Annotated in this window: 15 protein-coding genes; 10 read left to right on the forward strand and 5 right to left on the reverse strand. The window is 73.7% G+C overall.

The genetic code is table 11. The features are described 5' to 3' along the window. Positions 1-32: 32 nt before the first annotated feature. On the reverse strand, positions 33-1,724 hold the full coding sequence (gene paaN / locus AB0F01_RS14175; RefSeq protein ID WP_362094161.1) for a phenylacetic acid degradation protein PaaN: 1,692 nt from the start codon (positions 1,722-1,724) through the stop codon (positions 33-35). 171 nt (positions 1,725-1,895) lie between these two features. Here paaN and AB0F01_RS14180 point away from each other — a divergent pair, with 171 nt between their 5' ends. Together AB0F01_RS14180 and AB0F01_RS14185 are read left to right on the forward strand one after the other, a co-directional pair. After that, entirely contained in the window at positions 1,896-3,422 is a 1,527-nt protein-coding gene (locus tag AB0F01_RS14180; RefSeq protein ID WP_362094164.1) for a 3-hydroxyacyl-CoA dehydrogenase, read from the forward strand. After that, on the forward strand, positions 3,419-4,009 hold the full coding sequence (locus AB0F01_RS14185; RefSeq protein ID WP_362094167.1) for a TetR/AcrR family transcriptional regulator: 591 nt from the start codon (positions 3,419-3,421) through the stop codon (positions 4,007-4,009). Before AB0F01_RS14180 ends, AB0F01_RS14185 begins: the two co-directional genes overlap by 4 nt. A gap of 293 nt (positions 4,010-4,302) precedes the next feature. Here AB0F01_RS14185 and AB0F01_RS14190 read toward each other — a convergent pair whose 3' ends face one another. Continuing rightward, positions 4,303-4,788: an Lrp/AsnC family transcriptional regulator gene (locus AB0F01_RS14190; RefSeq protein ID WP_362094170.1), complete on the reverse strand. Its 486-nt coding sequence runs from the start codon at positions 4,786-4,788 to the stop codon at positions 4,303-4,305. Positions 4,789-4,977: 189 nt separating this feature from the next. On the opposite strand from AB0F01_RS14190, the gene pdhA reads away from it, so the two are divergent. The 6 genes from pdhA (at position 4,978) to AB0F01_RS14220 (ending at position 12,316) form a co-directional block, all read left to right on the forward strand. Next, positions 4,978-6,120 (forward strand): pyruvate dehydrogenase (acetyl-transferring) E1 component subunit alpha, encoded by a 1,143-nt coding sequence (gene pdhA / locus AB0F01_RS14195; RefSeq protein ID WP_362094173.1) that lies wholly within the window; start codon positions 4,978-4,980, stop codon positions 6,118-6,120. Next, positions 6,117-7,121 carry an alpha-ketoacid dehydrogenase subunit beta gene (locus tag AB0F01_RS14200; protein ID WP_362094175.1) on the forward strand — a complete coding sequence of 335 codons (1,005 nt, stop codon included), beginning with the start codon at positions 6,117-6,119 and terminating at the stop codon, positions 7,119-7,121. Before pdhA ends, AB0F01_RS14200 begins: the two co-directional genes overlap by 4 nt. Continuing rightward, positions 7,121-8,701 (forward strand): dihydrolipoamide acetyltransferase family protein, encoded by a 1,581-nt coding sequence (locus AB0F01_RS14205; protein WP_362094178.1) that lies wholly within the window; start codon positions 7,121-7,123, stop codon positions 8,699-8,701. The genes AB0F01_RS14200 and AB0F01_RS14205 overlap by 1 nt, the downstream gene beginning before the upstream one ends. A gap of 101 nt (positions 8,702-8,802) precedes the next feature. After that, positions 8,803-9,831 carry an NTP transferase domain-containing protein gene (locus tag AB0F01_RS14210; protein WP_362094181.1) on the forward strand — a complete coding sequence of 343 codons (1,029 nt, stop codon included), beginning with the start codon at positions 8,803-8,805 and terminating at the stop codon, positions 9,829-9,831. After that, positions 9,828-11,222 (forward strand): molybdopterin molybdotransferase MoeA, encoded by a 1,395-nt coding sequence (locus tag AB0F01_RS14215; protein ID WP_362094184.1) that lies wholly within the window; start codon positions 9,828-9,830, stop codon positions 11,220-11,222. The genes AB0F01_RS14210 and AB0F01_RS14215 overlap by 4 nt, the downstream gene beginning before the upstream one ends. Next, positions 11,219-12,316: a potassium channel family protein gene (locus AB0F01_RS14220; RefSeq protein ID WP_362094186.1), complete on the forward strand. Its 1,098-nt coding sequence runs from the start codon at positions 11,219-11,221 to the stop codon at positions 12,314-12,316. The genes AB0F01_RS14215 and AB0F01_RS14220 overlap by 4 nt, the downstream gene beginning before the upstream one ends. A 116-nt stretch (positions 12,317-12,432) precedes the next feature. Here the strand turns inward: AB0F01_RS14220 and AB0F01_RS14225 are convergent, their stop codons facing one another. Both AB0F01_RS14225 and AB0F01_RS14230 read right to left on the reverse strand, forming a co-directional pair. Next, the gene (locus AB0F01_RS14225; protein ID WP_362094188.1) at positions 12,433-13,281 is read right to left on the reverse strand and encodes an ABC transporter permease; all 849 of its coding nucleotides are present in this window, start codon (positions 13,279-13,281) and stop codon (positions 12,433-12,435) included. Then, positions 13,278-14,312, reverse strand: a complete 1,035-nt coding sequence (locus AB0F01_RS14230; RefSeq protein ID WP_362094190.1) for an ATP-binding cassette domain-containing protein — start codon at positions 14,310-14,312, stop codon at positions 13,278-13,280. The genes AB0F01_RS14225 and AB0F01_RS14230 overlap by 4 nt, the downstream gene beginning before the upstream one ends. A gap of 447 nt (positions 14,313-14,759) precedes the next feature. Here AB0F01_RS14230 and AB0F01_RS14235 point away from each other — a divergent pair, with 447 nt between their 5' ends. Continuing rightward, a complete protein-coding gene (locus AB0F01_RS14235; protein ID WP_362094193.1) occupies positions 14,760-15,740 on the forward strand; it encodes an NAD(P)H-quinone oxidoreductase in 981 nt (326 codons plus the stop codon). A 97-nt stretch (positions 15,741-15,837) separates the two neighbouring features. On the opposite strand, the gene AB0F01_RS14240 is transcribed toward AB0F01_RS14235, so the two are convergent. After that, positions 15,838-16,653 carry a hypothetical protein gene (locus AB0F01_RS14240; protein ID WP_362094196.1) on the reverse strand — a complete coding sequence of 272 codons (816 nt, stop codon included), beginning with the start codon at positions 16,651-16,653 and terminating at the stop codon, positions 15,838-15,840. A gap of 290 nt (positions 16,654-16,943) precedes the next feature. Here AB0F01_RS14240 and AB0F01_RS14245 point away from each other — a divergent pair, with 290 nt between their 5' ends. Then, positions 16,944-17,483 (forward strand): bacterial proteasome activator family protein, encoded by a 540-nt coding sequence (locus AB0F01_RS14245; RefSeq protein ID WP_362094199.1) that lies wholly within the window; start codon positions 16,944-16,946, stop codon positions 17,481-17,483. Positions 17,484-17,512 lie beyond the last annotated feature (29 nt).

Here is a 17,512-nt window from a genome sequence, read left to right on the forward strand (position 1 = left end):
GCGACGCGGTGTCCCGGTCCTTCCTATCCCTCCTACGCCTCCCGGCGTACCTCGACCACCCGGAAGCGGTTGGCCACGAAGGCGCCGTCGGTCAGCGCGGCGTTGGCCGCGGGGTTGCCGCCGGAGCCGTGGAAGTCGGAGAAGGCGGCCGTCTGGTTCACGTACACCCCGCCGGTCAGGTTGAGGGACAGCTGGGCGGCCTCCTCCAGGCAGACCTCGCGCACGCTCTCCTCGACCTCCGGGGAGGTGGTGTACGCGCCGACCGTCATGGCGCCCTTCTCACGGACGGTGCGCCGCAGGAGTTCGGCCGCGTCCGTGGCGGAGTCGACCGCGACGGCGAAGGAGACCGGGCCGAAGCACTCGCTCATGTAGGCCGACTCGGCGTCCGGCTTCGAGCCGTCCAGCTTCACGATCACCGGTGTGCGCACCACCGCGCCCGGGAACTCCGGGTGGGTGATCTCGCGGGAGGCCAGGACGACCTCCCCGAGCCCGGCCGCGGCCTCCAGTCGCGCCTTGACGTCCGGGTTGACGATCGCCCCGAGCAGGGCGTTGGCGCGGGTGTCGTCGCCGAGCAGGCCGTCGACCGCCTTCGCCAGGTCCGCCGCGACCTCGTCGAAGGTCTTCGGGCCCACGTCCGTGGTGATGCCGTCGCGGGGGATCAGCAGGTTCTGCGGGGTGGTGCACATCTGGCCGCTGTACAGGGACAGCGAGAACGCCAGGTTGGACAGCATCCCCTTGTAGTCGTCGGTGGACTCGATGACGACCGTGTTGACGCCGGCCTTCTCGGTGTACACCTGCGCCTGGCGGGCGTTGGCCTCGAGCCAGTCGCCGAACTCGGTGGAACCGGTGTAGTCGATGATCCGGATCTCCGGGCGGGTGGCCAGGGTCTTGGCGATGCCCTCGCCGGGCCGTTCGGCGGCCAGCGCCACCAGGTTCGGGTCGAAGCCCGCCTCGGTGAGCACCTGGCGCGCGACCTGCACGGTGAGCGCCAGCGGCAGTACGGCACGCGGGTGCGGCTTGACCAGGACCGCGTTGCCCGTGGCCAGGGAGGCGAACAGGCCGGGGTAGCCGTTCCACGTGGGGAAGGTGTTGCAGCCGATGACCAGGCCGATGCCGCGCGGGACCGGCGTGAACGTCTTGGTGAGCGCGAGCGGGTCGCGCTTGCCCTGCGGCTTGGTCCACTCCGCCGTGTCGGGCGTGCGCACCTGCTCCACATAGGCGTAGGCCACCGCCTCCAGCCCGCGGTCCTGTGCGTGCGGGCCGCCCGCCTGGAAGGCCATCAGGAAGGCCTGCCCCGAGGTGTGCATGACCGCGTGGGCGAACTCGTGCGACCGGTCGCTGATGCGCTTGAGGATCTCCAGGCAGACCACCGCGCGCAGCTCCGCGCCGGCGTCGCGCCAGGCCCGCATCCCCGCCTTCATGGCCGGCAGCAACTCGTCCAGGTCGGCGTGCGGGTAACTCACGCCCAGGTCGAGGCCGTACGGGGAGACCTCGCCGTCCACCCAGCCGTCGGTGCCGGGCTGACCGAGATCCAGGCGGGTGCCGAGCAGGGCGTCGAAGGCGGCCTTGCCCGCCGCCAGGTCCAGGCTGCCGTTCTCCCCGTACGCCTTGGGGTGCTCCGGGTGCGGGGACCAGTACGCGCGCGTGCGGATCGCTTCCAGGGCCCCGTCCAGGGTGGGCCGGTGCCGGGTGATCAGCTGGTGCGCGGTGAGTTCGGCGGCCATGGGGACCAACTCCTCGTCTCAGGAACTCTTCGGCGAGCTCATGGACCTGGGCAGTACGTGGGCAGAAACATGGGCGGGGACGGGCGGTCAGAGTTAGAGTAACCGAACGATCGGTCGGGACAAGGGGGTCCGCCGCATCTGTGGAAAACGCCGTGCGGGAGGATCGCGCCCATGACAGCACTCGACCTCAGCAGTCCCGTGGCCGTGGTCGGCACCGGCACCATGGGCCGGGGAATCGCCCAGGTCGCGCTGGTCGCGGGCCATCCGGTGCGACTGTACGACGCCGTCCCCGGCCGGGCCCGGGAGGCCGCCGACGCGATCGGCGCTCGGCTCGACCGTCTGGTGGCCAAGGAGCGGCTGAGCGCCGCGGACCGGGACGCGGCCCGCGCCCGGCTGCTGCCCGCCGACGACCTCGCCGACCTCGCGGACTGCGCCCTGGTCGTCGAGGCCGTCCTGGAACGGCTCGACGTCAAGCAGGAGCTGTTCACGGCGTTGGAGGGCATCGTCTCCGACGACTGTCTGCTCGCCACCAACACCTCCTCCCTGTCGGTCACGGCCGTCGGCGGTGCGCTGCGCGTCCCCGGCCGGTTCGTGGGCCTGCACTTCTTCAACCCGGCCCCGCTGCTGCCGCTCGTCGAGGTCGTCTCCGGGTTCGCCACCGACCCCGCCTGCGCCGAGCGCGCGCACGAGACCGCCCGCGCCTGGGGCAAGACCCCGGTCGCCTGCGCGGACACCCCCGGGTTCATCGTCAACCGGATCGCCCGCCCCTTCTACGCGGAGGCGTTCGCGGTGTACGAGGAGCGGGGGGCCGACCCGGCCACCGTCGACGCGGTGCTGCGCGGGTCCGGCGGCTTCCGGATGGGGGCCTTCGAGCTGACCGACCTGATCGGTCAGGACGTCAATGAGTCCGTCACCCGTTCGGTGTGGGAGTCGTTCTTCGGGGACGTGCGCTTCACCCCCTCCCTCGCCCAGCGCCGCCTGGTCGAGTCCGGCCGCCTGGGCCGTAAGAGCGGCCGGGGCTGGTACGACCACCGGGACGACGCACCGCACCCCGAGCCGCACACCGCCGCCCCGGAACCCGCCCCCGCCCACGTGGTGGTCGACGGTGACCTGGGTCCGGCCTCAGAACTGCTCGACCTGATCCGTGGGGCGGGCATCGAGGTGCGTGCGGGCGCGGGCGCGGCGGCCGGGGGCGGCCGGGGGCTGGTGCTGCCGGGGGGCGGCCGGCTGGCCCTCGCCGACGGGCGGACGTCCGTGGAACTCGGCGACACGGTCCACTTCGACCTCGCCCTGGACTACCGCACGGCCACCCGGATCGCCCTGTCCGCGTGCCGGGACACCACTCCCGCCCGGACGGTCGCCGAGGCCACCGGCCTGTTCCAGGCGCTCGGCAAGCAGGTCAGCGTCATCGGGGACGTGCCCGGCATGATCGTCGCGCGGACGGTGGCGCGGATCATCGACCTCGCGTACGACGCCGCCGCCCGCGAAGTGGCCACGGAGGAGGACATCGACACCGCGATGCGCCTCGGCGTGAACTACCCCCTCGGCCCCTTCGAGTGGAGCCGCCGCCTCGGCCACGACTGGGCCCGCGCCCTCCTGGCGACGCTGCACGAGCGCGACCCGTCAGGCCGGTACGCGCCCTCGTCGGCGCTCCGCCGGCACGCGCACGCCACCGAGAAGCGGGAGAGCACCCCATGACCACCGCCCGGCGCGACACCTACACCCCGGAGACGCTGCTGTCCGTGGCCGTCCAGGTGTTCATCGAGCGCGGCTACGACGGCACCTCCATGGAGCACCTGTCCAAGGCCGCCGGGATCTCCAAGTCGTCGATCTACCACCACGTGTCCGGCAAGGAGGAGCTGCTGCGCCGTGCGGTGAGCCGCGCGCTGGACGGGCTCTTCGGCATCCTCGACGAGGAGGCGGCGCGGGAGGGGCGGGCGGCCGAGCGTCTGGAGCACGTCGTGCGCCGCATGGTGGAGGTGCTCACGGCGGAACTGCCCTACGTGACCCTGCTGCTCAGGGTGCGCGGCAACACCGACACCGAGCGCTGGGCCCTGGACCGGCGGCGCGAGTTCGACCACCGGGTTGCCGCGCTGCTCGAGGCGGCCGCGGACGACGGGGACGTGCGGGGCGACATAGACGGGCGGCTCGTGACCCGGCTGGTCTTCGGGATGATCAACTCGATCGTCGAGTGGTACCGGCCCGACGGCCGCGGGTCGAGCGAGCGCGAGGTCGCCGACGCGGTGGTCCGGCTCGCCTTCGGCGGTCTGCGCAGGGCGACCTGAGCGGGCGCCTGAGCCAGCCCTTCGAGAGGACCCCTCTGAGCGGACCCTGAGCGGTCGGGCCCTCCGAGCGGGCTTCCGGAGTGGGCTGCGAACCGCCCCTGACCAGCCAGGTGTTCAGGGAGGCGGCTTCAGCAAGAACGTTGTCAGGAAGACGTCGTCAGGAAGGCGGGTCCAGGCAGGCCGGAGACGACGGGTCCCTGAGCGTGGTGCGCCGGGCACCGGGCGCCGGGCGCCGAGGGCGACGGGCTTCCGGCCCGCGGCCCTCCGGTTCCGGCCCCGCAGCTCAGCCACCCTCAGCCCTGCGGCTCCAGGTCCTCCTCCTCGAAGACCAGCAGCGTGCGCGTGCTGAGCACCTCCGGGATCGCCTGCAGGCGGGTGAGCACCAGCTCGCGCAGGGTCCGGTTGTCCGGCGTGTGCACCAGCAGCAGGACGTCGAAGTCCCCGCCGACCAGGGCGATGTGCGAGGCGCCCGGGAGTTGCCTGAGCTGCTCGCGGACCGTGCGCCAGGAGTTCTGCACGATCTTCAGGGTGATGTACGCGGACGTCCCGTGCCCGGCCCGCTCGTGGTCCACGCGGGCCCCGAAACCGCGGATGACACCGTCCTCCACGAGACGGTTGATCCGGGCGTAGGCGTTCGCCCGTGACACGTGGACCCGCTCGGCGACCGACCGTATGGACGCACGGCCGTCCACCTGGAGCATGCGCAGGATGTCCTGATCGACGTCGTCGAGGGGGCGGGCGGGCCGCGGGGGTGCGACGGGCTCCGATCCTTCGGCCATTTGTTCAGACGACACCCGCCCCCGCCTCTCCACGATGGACGTACTGCATCCATCTCAGGCTGTGGAGAACCGTTTGTCCACAGCCTGGCGCCACCTGTAGCCAAAATGTGCCGACGACCGAACAATCGGTTGGTGAGGCGCGTCACAGACGCTGCGCCTCCTTGAGCCGCTCCCACCAGGAGGTGCGTCATGACGGTCATGGAGCAGCGGGGCGCCTACCGGCCGACTCCGCCGCCCACCTGGCAGCCCCGTACGGATCCCGCGCCGCTGTTGCCGGACGCGGAGCCGTACCGGGTGCTCGGCACCGGGGCGGCCGCGAAGGCGGACCCGGAGCTGCTGCGCCGGCTGTACGGGGAGCTGGTGAAGGGCCGCCGCTACAACGCGCAGGCGACTGCCCTCACCAAGCAGGGCCGTCTGGCGGTCTACCCGTCCAGCACCGGTCAGGAGGCGTGCGAGGTCGCCGCCGCCCTCGTCCTGCGGGACCAGGACTGGCTCTTCCCCAGCTACCGCGACACGCTCGCCGTCGTGGCCCGCGGGGTGGACCCGGTCGAGGCGCTCACCCTGCTGCGCGGCGACTGGCACACCGGTTACGACCCCTACGAGCACCGGGTGGCCCCGCTCAGCACGCCGCTGGCCACCCAGCTGCCGCACGCGGTCGGTCTCGCGCACGCCGCCCGGCTCAAGGGCGACGACGTGGTCGCGCTGGCCATGGTCGGCGACGGCGGCACCAGCGAGGGCGACTTCCACGAGGCGCTCAACTTCGCCGCCGTCTGGCAGGCCCCGGTCGTCTTCCTCGTCCAGAACAACGGCTTCGCGATCTCCGTGCCGCTCGACAAGCAGACCGCGGCACCCTCCCTCGCTCACAAGGCCGTCGGCTACGGCATGCCCGGCCGCCTGGTCGACGGCAACGACGCCGCCGCCGTGCACGAGGTCCTGTCCGACGCCGTCCGCAGAGCCCGCGAGGGGGGCGGCCCCACGCTGGTCGAGGCCATCACGTACCGCATGGAGGCGCACACCAACGCGGACGACGCGACTCGCTACCGGGGCGACGCCGAGGTGGAGACCTGGAAGGGGCACGACCCCGTGGTGCTGCTGGAGCGGGAGCTCACCGAGCGCGGTCTGCTCGACGAGGACGGCATCGAGACCGCCCGCCGGGACGCCGAGACGCTCGCCGCCGACCTGCGCGAACGCATGAACCGGGACGCCGTGCTCGACCCCATGGACCTGTTCAGCCACGTCTACGCGGAGCCCACGCCGCAGCTGCTCGAGCAGCGGGAGCAGTTGCGGGCCGAGCTGGAGGCCGAGGCCGAGTCGGAAGGGACGCACCGATGACCACCGTCGCCGTCAAGCCGGCCACCATGGCGCAGGCGCTCACCCGTGCGCTGCGCGACTCCATGGCCGCCGACCCGACCGTGCACGTCCTGGGCGAGGACGTCGGCACCCTCGGCGGCGTCTTCCGCATCACGGACGGCCTCGCCAAGGAGTTCGGTGACGACCGCTGCACGGACACCCCGCTGGCCGAGGCCGGCATCCTGGGCACGGCCGTCGGCATGGCGATGTACGGGCTGCGCCCCGTCGTCGAGATGCAGTTCGACGCGTTCGCCTACCCGGCGTTCGAGCAACTGCTGTCGCACGTGGCGAAGACGCGCAACCGCACCCGCGGTGCCATGCCCCTGCCGATCACCATCCGCGTCCCCTACGGGGGCGGCATCGGCGGCGTCGAGCACCACAGCGACTCGTCCGAGGCGTACTACATGGCGACTCCGGGGCTCCATGTCGTCACGCCCGCGACCGTCGCGGACGCCTACGGGCTGCTGCGCGCCTCCATCGCCTCCGACGACCCGGTGGTGTTCCTGGAGCCCAAGCGCCTGTACTGGTCGAAGGACACCTGGAACGCCGACGAGCCGGCGCCCGTGGAGCCCATCGGCCGTGCCGTGGTGCGGCGCACGGGCCGCAGCGCCACCCTCATCACCTACGGTCCGTCGGTCCCCGTCTGCATGGAGGCCGCCGAGGCGGCCCGGGCCGAGGGATGGGACCTCGAAGTCGTCGATCTGCGGTCCCTGGTGCCGTTCGACGACGAGACCGTGTGCGCCTCGGTGCGCCGGACCGGACGCGCGGTCGTCGTCCACGAGTCGGGCGGCTTCGGCGGCCCGGGCGGGGAGATCGCGGCGCGGGTCACCGAGCGCTGCTTCCACCACCTGGAGGCGCCGGTGCTGCGCGTGGCCGGGTTCGACCTGCCCTATCCGCCGCCGATGCTCGAGCGCCACCACCTGCCCGGTGTCGACCGGATCCTGGACGCGGTGGGCCGCCTGCAGTGGGAGGCCGAGAGCTGATGACACAGGTCCTGGAGTTCAAGCTGCCCGACCTCGGTGAAGGGCTCACCGAGGCGGAGATCGTGCGCTGGCTGGTCGAGGTCGGTGACGTCGTCGCGATCGACCAGCCGGTCGTGGAGGTCGAGACGGCCAAGGCGATGGTCGAGGTGCCCTGCCCCTACGGCGGGGTGGTGACCGCCCGCTTCGGCGAGGAGGGGACCGAACTGCCCGTCGGGTCACCGCTGCTGACGGTCGCGGTCGGCGAGCCGGACGGGGACGGTCCGAAGGGCGCGGCGGACACCGCCGGCGCCGCCCGTGCCGAGGGCTCCCGGGGTGAGGGCTCGGGCAACGTCCTGGTCGGCTACGGCACCTCGGAGGCGCCCGCCCGGCGCCGCCGGGTCCGCCAGGGGGGCCCGCTGTCCAGGGCGCCCCACGGGACGAACGAGAACAACCGCACAGCCGCGGCGAACGAGAACAACCCGACAGCCGCGACAGCCGCGGCCGACGCGACGCCCGCCTCCGGCACGCCGCACGCGTCCACGGCTCCCTCGGCTCGCTCGACTCCCTCGGCCTCCTCGGCCCTCTCGGCCTCCTCGGCCCTCTCGGCCTCCTCGGCTCGCTCGGCCTCCTCGGGTCCGGACGGTGGGGCGGACGGGCCGGTGCCCGTGATCTCACCGCTGGTGCGCAGGCTGGCCCGGCAGAACGGCCTGGACCTGCGGCGCCTGACCGGTTCCGGACCCGACGGGCTGATCCTGCGGGCGGACGTGGAGGGCGCCCTGCGCGTCGCCGCCGCGCCGGACCGCACGAACGGCGCGGAACACCTCGCCGCGACCGGCCGCCGGGACGGCACCGTTCCGGGCGCCGCCGCGACGGTCCCCGCGTCCCCGGCCCCGGCGGAGCGGGACCGCGCCGGTGTCACGCGGGTGCCGCTCAAGGGCATCCGGGGCGCTGTCGCCGACAAGCTGACGCGGAGCCGCTCCGAGATACCGGACGCCACCTGCTGGGTCGACGCCGACGCGACGGAGTTCATGCGGGCGCGCACCGCGATGAACGCCTCCGGCGGGCCGAAGATCTCCGTGCTCGCGCTGCTGGCCCGGATCTGCACCGCGGCCCTGGCCCGCTATCCGGAGCTGAACTCCTCGGTCGACACGGCGGCCCGCGAGATCGTGCGGCACGAGGCCGTCCACCTCGGCTTCGCCGCGCAGACCGACCGGGGGCTCGTCGTGCCCGTGGTCCGGGACGCGCACGCGCGGGACGCGGAGGGGCTCACGGAGCGGTTCGCGCAGCTGACCGAGGCGGCCCGAGCGGGCACCCTCACGCCGGCGGACCTCACCGGCGGCACCTTCACGCTGAACAACTACGGCGTCTTCGGTGTCGACGGCTCCACTCCGATCATCAATCACCCGGAGGCGGCCATGCTCGGGGTCGGCCGGATCGTGCCGAAACCGTGGGTGCACGAGGGTGAGCTGGCCGTGCGTCAGGTCGTCCAGCTGTCGCTCACCTTCGACCACCGGGTCTGCGACGGCGGAACCGCCGGCGGCTTCCTGCGCTACGTGGCCGACTGTGTGGAGCAACCGGCGGTGCTGCTGCGCACCCTGTGACGGCGCCGGTGTCACCGGACGCCCTGACACGCCCGGACACCGCCGTCGTTCACGCGCCCCCGCGTTCCCGGTGATCGCGGGGGCCGCGCATACTCGGGGGTGTGACCGAGTTCCCGCTCCCTGGTGACCCCGGCGCCGGGCCCGGCTCCGAGGCACGGCGCGCACCGGCCCGGGCGCGCCCCCCGTACGACGCGCTCGTCCTCGCCGGCGGCGCCGCCCGCCGGCTGTCGGGTGCCGACAAACCCGGCGTGCGCGTGGGCGGGCGGCCCCTGATCGACCGGGTGCTCGGCGCCTGCGCCGGGGCCCGTACCACCGTGGTGGTGGCCGATCCCCGGCCCACCGCACGGCCCGTCGTCTGGGCTCGGGAGGAGCCGCCCGGCGGGGGCCCGCTCGCCGCCCTCCACGCGGGACTCGGGTACAGCGACGCCGACGTGGCCGTGCTGCTCTCGGCCGACCTGCCCTTCCTCGGGACGCACACCGTGGAACGGCTGGTGACGGAGCTGTGCGCGGGCCCCGCCGACGGTGTCGTGCTGACCGACGGCGACGGCCGGGACCAGCCGCTCGTGGCCGCCTACCGGACCGCCGCCCTGCGCCGCACGCTGACCGCACTGTTCGACCGGCACGGCGGCGTCGCCGGGCTGCCGCTGCGCCGGCTGACCGCCGAGCTCGACCTCACCCGACTCTCCGACCCGGTGGCGTCCTTCGACTGCGACACCTGGGACGACATCGCCGTCGCCAGAGCGCGCATCAGGGAGCATGGACACGTGCTGGACGAATGGATCACCGCAGTCAAGGACGAGCTGGGCATCGACCTGGACGTCGACACCACCCTCCTGCTCGACCTGGCCCGCGACGCAGCCCACGGCGTGGCCCGGCCCGCGGCACCGCTGACCACCTTCCTCGTGGGATACGCCGCGGCCCGCGCGGGCGGTGACCCGGACACCGTCGCCGAAGCGGCCCGCAGGGCGGCGGCCCTGGCAAACCGCTGGGCCGAGGAGGACACCGACGGGAACACCGGCGGGAACACCGGCGGGAACACCGCGGGGAGCAGGGGCACGGGACCCGCCGACGCCCCGTCCGCGGCGGCGCCCGACGACGCCGGCCCCGGCGCCCGCCCGGACGCGACATGACCGCGCACCGCACCCGGGGGAGCCAGGACGCCGACGACCTCGACGTCGAGGAGGCGCTCGCCCTGGTGAACGAGAACCCCGGCCCCCGTCCTCCCGGGCGGACCCCCGCTCCGGCGCCGGGCCGGGCCTCCGCGCCCGGCGAAGGGGCCGCTGACCGCGACCGCCGTGCGCACGCCACCCCCTGGGCCGAGGCGCGCGCCGTCGCCGAGCGCGCCGGTCGCCCCGGCCGCGCCGGACGGCGGGCCCCGGTGTCGGTCACGCTCGACGCGGCGCTCGGCCTCACCCTGGCCGCCCCGCTGACGGCCCTCACCGACCTGCCGTCCTTCGACACCTCGGCCATGGACGGCTGGGCGGTCGCGGGGCCGGGGCCGTGGGAGGTGCGGGAGGAGGGAGTGCTGGCCGGCCGGGCCGCGCACCCGCCGCTCACCGACGGCGAGGCCGTCCGCATCGCCACCGGCGCCCGCATCCCCCCGGACACCACCGCGGTGCTCCGCAGCGAGCACGGCCGCACCGACGCCGCGGGACGGCTGCACCTCGACACGGCCCACGGACCCCGGACGGTCGCCCAGGGCCAGGACATCCGGCCCCGCGGGCAGGAGTGCCGCAGCGGCGACCAGCTCCTGGCCGTCGGCACCCTGGTGACCCCGGCCGTGCTCGGCCTCGCCTCGGCCGCCGGGTACGACACGCTCACCGTCGTCCCCCGCCCGCGTGCCGAGGTCCTCGTTCTCGGCGACGAACTGCTCACCCGGGGACTGCCGCACGACGGTCTGATCCGTGACGCCCTCGGCCCGATGCTGCCGCCGTGGCTGCGAGCGCTGGGAGCCGACGTCGTCTCCGTCCGGCGGATCGGTGACGACGCGGAGGCCCTGCACGAGGCGATCGCCACCTCCGGCGCCGAGGTCGTCGTCACCACCGGCGGCACCGCCGCCGGACCCGTCGACCACGTCCACCCCACGCTGCACCGCCTCGGTGCCGAACTCCTCGTGGACGGGGTCGGTGTACGCCCCGGCCACCCCATGCTGCTGGCCCGGGTGCACGACCACCAGCACCTCGTGGGGCTGCCCGGCAACCCGCTCGCCGCCGTCTCCGGGCTGCTCACCCTCGCCGAACCCCTGCTGCGCACCCTCGCGGCGCGCCCCGCGCCCGAGCCGTACACGATGCCGCTGCGGGGCACGGTGCAGAGCCATCCGCGCGACACCCGGCTGGTTCCCGTCGTACTGCGCGGTGATCACGCCGTGCCGCTGCACTACAACGGCCCGGCGATGCTGCGTGGTGTCGCGGCGGCCGACGCCCTCGCGGTCGTGCTGCCCGGGGGCGCCCGGCCGGACGAGGAGACGGAACTGCTGGACCTGCCCTGGGCGTCCAGTGGGATCGGGGTGTGTTTCACGTGAAACTTCCGGGCCAGGACGCCATCGCCCGACAGGCGGACGAACACCTGGTGACCCATCGGGTGACGCTTCCGAGGAAGGTCGTCGAGCACCCGATCCGCCAGGTCGCCAAGCGGTTGTCCGTGGCGCTGGTGGTCCTCGTGGTGACGGCACTGGTCGTGTACCTGGACCGGGACGGCTACACCGACAACGCGGACGGGACGGTCGACTTCCTCGACGCCTTCTACTACGCCACCGTCACCCTCTCCACCACCGGGTACGGCGACATCACCCCGGTCACCGACGCGGCCCGGCTCACCAACATCTTCGTCATCACGCCGTTGCGCGTGCTGTTCCTGATCATCCTGGTCGGCACCACCCTCGAGGCCCTCACCGAACGCACCCGGGAGGAGTGGCGACTGAACCGCTGGAGGTCCGCGTTGCGTGATCACACCGTCGTCGTCGGGTTCGGCACCAAGGGCCGCTCGGCGATCAAGACCGTCTGTGCGACGGGTCTGCGCAAGGAACAGGTCGTGGTGGTCGACCCCAGCGCCAAGGCGATCGAGGCCGCCGCGGCCGACGGCTTCGCGGGCGTGGTCGGGGACGCGACCCGGAGCGAGGTGCTGAAGCGGGCCGAGGTCTACCGGGCGAAGCAGATCATCATCGCGACGCAACGCGACGACACCGCCGTCCTCGTGACGCTGACGGCGCGCCAGCTCAACCGGGGCGCGAAGATCGTGGTCGCCGTGCGCGAGGAGGAGAACGCGCCCTTGCTGAAGCAGTCCGGCGCCGACGCGGTCATCACCAGCGCCAGCGCGGCCGGACGGCTGCTCGGTCTGTCGGTGCTCAGCCCCGCGGCCGGCATGGTGATGGAGGACCTCATCCAGCAGGGCACGGGCCTCGACATCGTCGAACGCCCGGTCATAAAGGCCGAGGTCGGCAAGACGCCGAGGGAGGTGGACGACCTGGTGGTGAGCGTGCTGCGCGGTCACCGGGTGCTCGGTTACGACGACCGGGCCGTCGGGACGCTGGAGCTGACCGACCGGCTGATCACCATCGTGCGGGTCACCCAGGGCCGCCAGGTCGCCCCCGACATGCGCCCGCTCCCCCGGGACTGACGAGGCGCCGAAGACGCGCTCGACGGACCCCAGCGGCAACGACCGCAGCGGAAGCGACGGCAGCGGAAGCGACGGCAGCGGAGCGACCGCTTCGGAAGCGCCTCGCCCGAGCGGCCCTACTTGCGGTTGTACAGCCGCATGGTGACCGGTCCGAAGACCAGGATGAACAGGCCCGCCCAGCCCAGGGTCCAGGAGATCTCGCCGGCCGGCCAGTCCCCGGCCATCAGTCCGCGCACGGCCGAGGCGAGGTGAGTGACCGGGCTGTTGTTGACGAAGGCCTGGAGCCAGCCCGGCATGGTGGTCGGATCCACGAAGACGTTGGACAGGAAGGTCAGCGGGAAGATGACCATCATGCTGACGCCCATCACCGACTTCTCGGTGCGCAGCAGCAGGCCGAACATCGTCCAGATCCACGAGAACGAGAACGCGAACAGCAACAGCAGCGCGATCCCGGCGACCACGCCCACCACTCCGCCGTCGGGGCGGTAGCCGAGGATCATCCCGACGGTCAGCATCACGAGGGACGCCAGGGTGTAGCGCAGCGCGTCGCCGAGCAGGTAGCCCACCATCGTCGACGGACGCCAGATCGGCAGGGTGCGGAAGCGGTCGAAGACGCCCTTCTCGATGTCCGTGTTGACCGAGATCCCGGTGTACATCGTGATCATCACGACCGACATCACCAGGATGCCCGGCAGCAGGAACTGGATGTACGCCTTCGGCGAGCCGGCCAGCGCCCCGCCGAACAGGTACGTGTACATCAGCACCATCATGATCGGGAAGGCGGTGACGTCGAAAAGCTGCTCGGGCACGTGCTTGATCTTGAGGATCGCGCGCCAGCCGAAGGTCAGCGAGGCGGACCAGGCACTGGGCCGAGGCGGACGCTCCTTGGCGACCAGCAGGTCCGCCAGGGAGTCGGTGCGCACCGGGGCGAGTTCGACGTCGCCGGTGGTCGTCGTGGTGGTCATGCCGCCACCTCGTCCTTCGGGTCGTGGCCCGGGCCGGGGACGGCTCCGGAACCGGGTGCGCCGGTGTCGTGTCCGGTCAGGGCGAGGAAGACCTCGTCCAGGCTGGGCTGGCCGAGCGAGAAGTTGTCGACGGTGACACCGGCCCGGGCGAGTTCGCTCAGCGCTCGGGCGGCCTGCTCGGCGGCGGTGTCCTGGCTCGCGGCGGAGCCGAGGCGCGCGGTCAGCGCCACCGGGTCGGGGTCGGCCTGCACCTGGGCGTCGAAGGCGCGGTGCAGCAGGTCCGCGGCGAGCGGCCGCTGCTCGGGGTCGCGCAGCCGCAGGTGGACGGATCCGGCGCCGACCGACGCCTTGAGCTCCCCCTTGGTGCCCTCCGCGATCACCGTGCCCCGGTCGATGACCGCGATCCGGGACGCCAGTTGGTCGGCCTCGTCCAGGTACTGCGTGGTCAGCAGGACCGTGGTGCCCTGGGCGACCACCGCGCGGACGATGTCCCACACCTGGTTGCGGCTGCGCGGGTCGAGACCGGTCGTCGGCTCGTCGAGGAACAGCAGGTCGGGCGTGTTCAGGATGGACGCGGCGATGTCGATGCGGCGCCGCATGCCGCCCGAGTAGTGCTTGACCTGCTTCCCGGCCGCGTCCGTCAGTCCGAACGCCTCCAGGAGCTGGGCGGCCCGGGTGTGGGCGGCCGGCCTGCGGTGCCCGAGGAGGCGGGCCAGCAGCACGAGGTTCTCGGTTCCGGTGAGATCCTCGTCCACGGAGGCGTACTGCCCGGTGAGACTCACCCGGGCCCGCACCTCGTCCGCCTCGCGCACGACGTCGCGGCCGAAGACCCGGGCCTCGCCGCCGTCCGGACGCAGGAGCGTGGCGAGCATCTTCACGGTCGTGGTCTTGCCGGCGCCGTTCGGGCCGAGGACCCCGTAGACCGTGCCGACGGGCACGGTGAGGTCGACGCCGTCGACGGCGCGTGTCTCACCGAAGGTTTTGACCAGGCCCGTGGTCTCGATCGCCGGGCCGGGGGATGGGCTGCTCATGCTTCGGTTCCTTCCGCGAGCGTGCGCTTCGCAAGGACTGACCTCCACGGTCGCGCGAAGTCATCGGCCCCGCACACGCTTTTTCCGCGATCCGGTCCAACGGCGTAGGGGCCACCCGCCCAGAGACCCGGGTCGGACGGCGGGGCAGGGCCGACCCCGGTCGTACGGCGAGCGAGGCACAGGAGCCCGGGTCGTGCGGCGAGCGAGGCACAGGAGCCCCGGTCGTACGGCGAGCCGCCGCGGGTGTCCGCCGGGAGCAGGAGGCGGCCCTTCCCTGGGAGCCCGGCCGGACGGCGACCCAGCCGGACGGCGACCCGTCCGGATGTCCCCGACCGGCCGGGCTCGCGCAGCACGCCCCGTCGGACCCCGCCTCCCCCGGGCGGCGGAGCCCGGTGGACGGAGGTGGACGGAGGTGGACGGAGGGGGGTGGCGGAGTACCGTCGCCCCATGCGTGCGATCACGATTCCTGAACCCGGCGGGCCCGAGGCGCTGGTCTGGGCCGAGGTCCCCGATCCCGAGCCCGGTGAGGGCGAGGTCCTGGTCGAGGTGGTGGCCGGCGCCGTCAACCGGGCCGACCTTCTCCAGCGGCAGGGCTTCTACGACCCGCCGCCCGGTGCGTCCCCCTACCCGGGCCTGGAGTGCTCGGGGCGGATCGTCGCCCTGGGACCCGGGGTGACCGGCTGGGCCGTCGGCGACGAGGTCTGCGCCCTGCTGTCGGGCGGCGGCTACGCCCAGAAGGTCGCGGTCCCGGCCGGGCAGCTGCTCCCCGTTCCGGAGGGGCTCGACGTCAAGCGGGCCGCCGCGCTCCCGGAGGTCGCCTGCACGGTCTGGTCGAACGTGTTCATGATCGCGCACCTGCGGCCGGGCGAGACGCTGCTCGTGCACGGCGGTTCCAGCGGCATCGGGACCATGGCCATCCAGCTCGGCAAGGCGGTCGGGGCCCGGGTCGTCGTCACGGCAGGGACGAAGGAGAAGCTGGAGCGCTGTGCCGAACTGGGGGCCGACGTCCTGGTCAACTACCGTGACCAGGACTTCGTCGCCGAGGTGGAGCGGGCCACCGACGGTGCCGGGGCGGACGTCATCCTCGACAACATGGGCGCCAAGTACCTGGACCGCAACGTGCGGGCCCTGGCCGTCAACGGCCGTCTCGCGATCATCGGCATGCAGGGCGGAGTCAAGGGCGAACTGAACATCGGTGCCCTGCTCGCCAAGCGTGCCGCCATCAGCGCGACCTCCCTGCGGGCCCGGCCCCTGGCGGAGAAGGCCGCGATCGTGGCCGCCGTGCGGGAGCACGTCTGGCCGCTGGTGTCCGGTGGCCACGTCCGCCCGGTCGTCGACCGGGAGGTCCCGATGCCCGACGCGGCCACGGCCCACCGGGTGGTGGAGGAGAGCGGACACGTCGGCAAGGTCCTGCTGATCGCCCCCTGACCGAGGGCCGGAAGGACCGGCTGCCGACGACACTCCGCCGTGGGACACCCCGCGGCGGAGTGCCGGGCAGGGGCGCGGGGTCCCGGCCGCAGCCGCCTCAGTGCGGGGACTGCCGCATGCGCAGGCCGACGAAGGCGAGCCCCAGCCCCAGGCCGATGAGCACCAGCCCGCTGCCCAGCGGCAGTATCCGCACCGCGGGGTCGGCGGCGCTCTCGGGTCCGCCGAGGGCGTTCGCCGCCGTGGACGAGGCCGACGGCAGCGGGACGGCGGCCTCCGACGCCGGGGCGCGGGCGGCCGCGTCCGCCCCCGAGTCCTCCGGTCGGGCCGTGTCCTCCCGTGTGCCGTCCTGGTCGTCCCGGGCGCCCGTGCGGTCCGGCTCGCGGGACGCGGTGGCGGTGCCGTCGTCCGATGCGTCCGCCGAGGGGGCCGAGGTGGCGTCGGCCCGGCCGCTGTCCGCCGTGCTGTCCGGGCGGTCGTGCTCCGTCTCCGGGCGTCCGGGCCGCTCGCGGCCCTCTCCGGGCCGGGCCCCGGCGCGGGACGGTGGGGCGGACGGTGCCAGGGAGGGCGAGGAGGACACGGGGACGATGGCCGGGACGGTTGCGGCCGGGAGCCGGTGGGGCGGGCCGTCGCCGGTGAGTGCGTCGTCACGGGACGGCCGGGTGTGCGGGGCCGGGCCCCGGCCGCCGTCCGGGTCCGTCCTCGGCCCGTCCCCCGGTTCCGGCCCGGCCCGGCCGGCGTCCCGTCCGCCGTCGGGGGCCGCACCGGGCGCGCGGTCGTGGGCCTGGGCCACGCTCGCTCCGGCCGGCAGCAGCCCGCCGGTCCCGCCGGGGGCCACCGTGCCCGCCCCCAGGGCGAGGCCCGTGCCCAGGACGACACCCGCCCGCAGGGCGACCCCCGCACCGTTCGTTCCCACTGTGCGCAGCCATGGAGTCACGACCGTGACCTCCCACGCCGACGGGTGTGTCGGGCACCGTCGGCACAATCGGGTCGGATGGACTCCAAAAGGCTCGCATTTCCGTGCCCTGCCGGCATTCCGGGCGCTCCGGTCGGCTGAATCGTGACCTGGCGGTGGGGAACCCGGCCGTCGGCGCCGCAGGCCCGCGGCCGACGGGGGACGCGGTCCGGTCACCGTACGGACGACCGGCCCGCGGCCCGGGCGGGGGCACCCCCCGAGCGGCGCACCGAGTACGAGAGAATGGCCGTATGGAGATGCCGAGGAACGAACGGTCACCGGAGAAACCGCAGATCCTGGTCGTCGGCCAGGACGGCATGGCGCTCGGCGGGGGCACCGGGGACGACGACTCCCGCGAGACCCCGGTGACGGAACAGGTGGAGCAGCCCGCCAAGGTCATGCGGATCGGCAGCATGATCAAGCAGTTGCTGGAGGAGGTGCGCGCCGCTCCTCTGGACGAGGCCAGCCGGGCCCGGCTCAAGGAGATCCACGCCAGTTCGGTGAAGGAACTGGAGGACGGTCTGGCCCCCGAGCTGGTCGAGGAGCTGGAGCGGCTCTCCCTGCCGTTCACCGACGAGGCCACGCCGAGCGACGCCGAACTGCGGATCGCGCAGGCCCAGCTGGTGGGATGGCTGGAGGGGCTGTTCCACGGGATCCAGACCACGCTGTTCGCGCAGCAGATGGCGGCGCGCGCCCAGTTGGAGCAGATGCGCCGGGCGCTGCCGCCGGGCGTCGCCGAGGGCTCGGACGACCCGCACATCGGCGGGCGCTCCGGGGGCCCGTACCTGTAGAGCCTCGGACCGGCGCCCGCGCGGGCGCG

Origin of the sequence: Streptomyces sp. NPDC029526 (genome assembly GCF_040637405.1) — a bacterium.
Classification (GTDB): Bacteria; Actinomycetota; Actinomycetes; order Streptomycetales; family Streptomycetaceae; genus Streptomyces.

Excerpts from the sequence above, each read along its gene's own strand:
- paaN (WP_362094161.1), bottom strand. The coding sequence starts at position 1,724 with ATGGCCGCCGAACTCACCGCGCACCAGCTGATCACCCGGCACCGGCCC.
- AB0F01_RS14180 (WP_362094164.1), top strand. The coding sequence starts at position 1,896 with ATGACAGCACTCGACCTCAGCAGTCCCGTGGCCGTGGTCGGCACCGGC.
- AB0F01_RS14185 (WP_362094167.1), top strand. The coding sequence starts at position 3,419 with ATGACCACCGCCCGGCGCGACACCTACACCCCGGAGACGCTGCTGTCC.
- AB0F01_RS14190 (WP_362094170.1), bottom strand. The coding sequence starts at position 4,788 with ATGGCCGAAGGATCGGAGCCCGTCGCACCCCCGCGGCCCGCCCGCCCC.
- pdhA (WP_362094173.1), top strand. The coding sequence starts at position 4,978 with ATGACGGTCATGGAGCAGCGGGGCGCCTACCGGCCGACTCCGCCGCCC.
- AB0F01_RS14200 (WP_362094175.1), top strand. The coding sequence starts at position 6,117 with ATGACCACCGTCGCCGTCAAGCCGGCCACCATGGCGCAGGCGCTCACC.
- AB0F01_RS14205 (WP_362094178.1), top strand. The coding sequence starts at position 7,121 with ATGACACAGGTCCTGGAGTTCAAGCTGCCCGACCTCGGTGAAGGGCTC.
- AB0F01_RS14215 (WP_362094184.1), top strand. The coding sequence starts at position 9,828 with ATGACCGCGCACCGCACCCGGGGGAGCCAGGACGCCGACGACCTCGAC.
- AB0F01_RS14225 (WP_362094188.1), bottom strand. The coding sequence starts at position 13,281 with ATGACCACCACGACGACCACCGGCGACGTCGAACTCGCCCCGGTGCGC.
- AB0F01_RS14230 (WP_362094190.1), bottom strand. The coding sequence starts at position 14,312 with ATGAGCAGCCCATCCCCCGGCCCGGCGATCGAGACCACGGGCCTGGTC.
- AB0F01_RS14235 (WP_362094193.1), top strand. The coding sequence starts at position 14,760 with ATGCGTGCGATCACGATTCCTGAACCCGGCGGGCCCGAGGCGCTGGTC.
- AB0F01_RS14245 (WP_362094199.1), top strand. The coding sequence starts at position 16,944 with ATGGAGATGCCGAGGAACGAACGGTCACCGGAGAAACCGCAGATCCTG.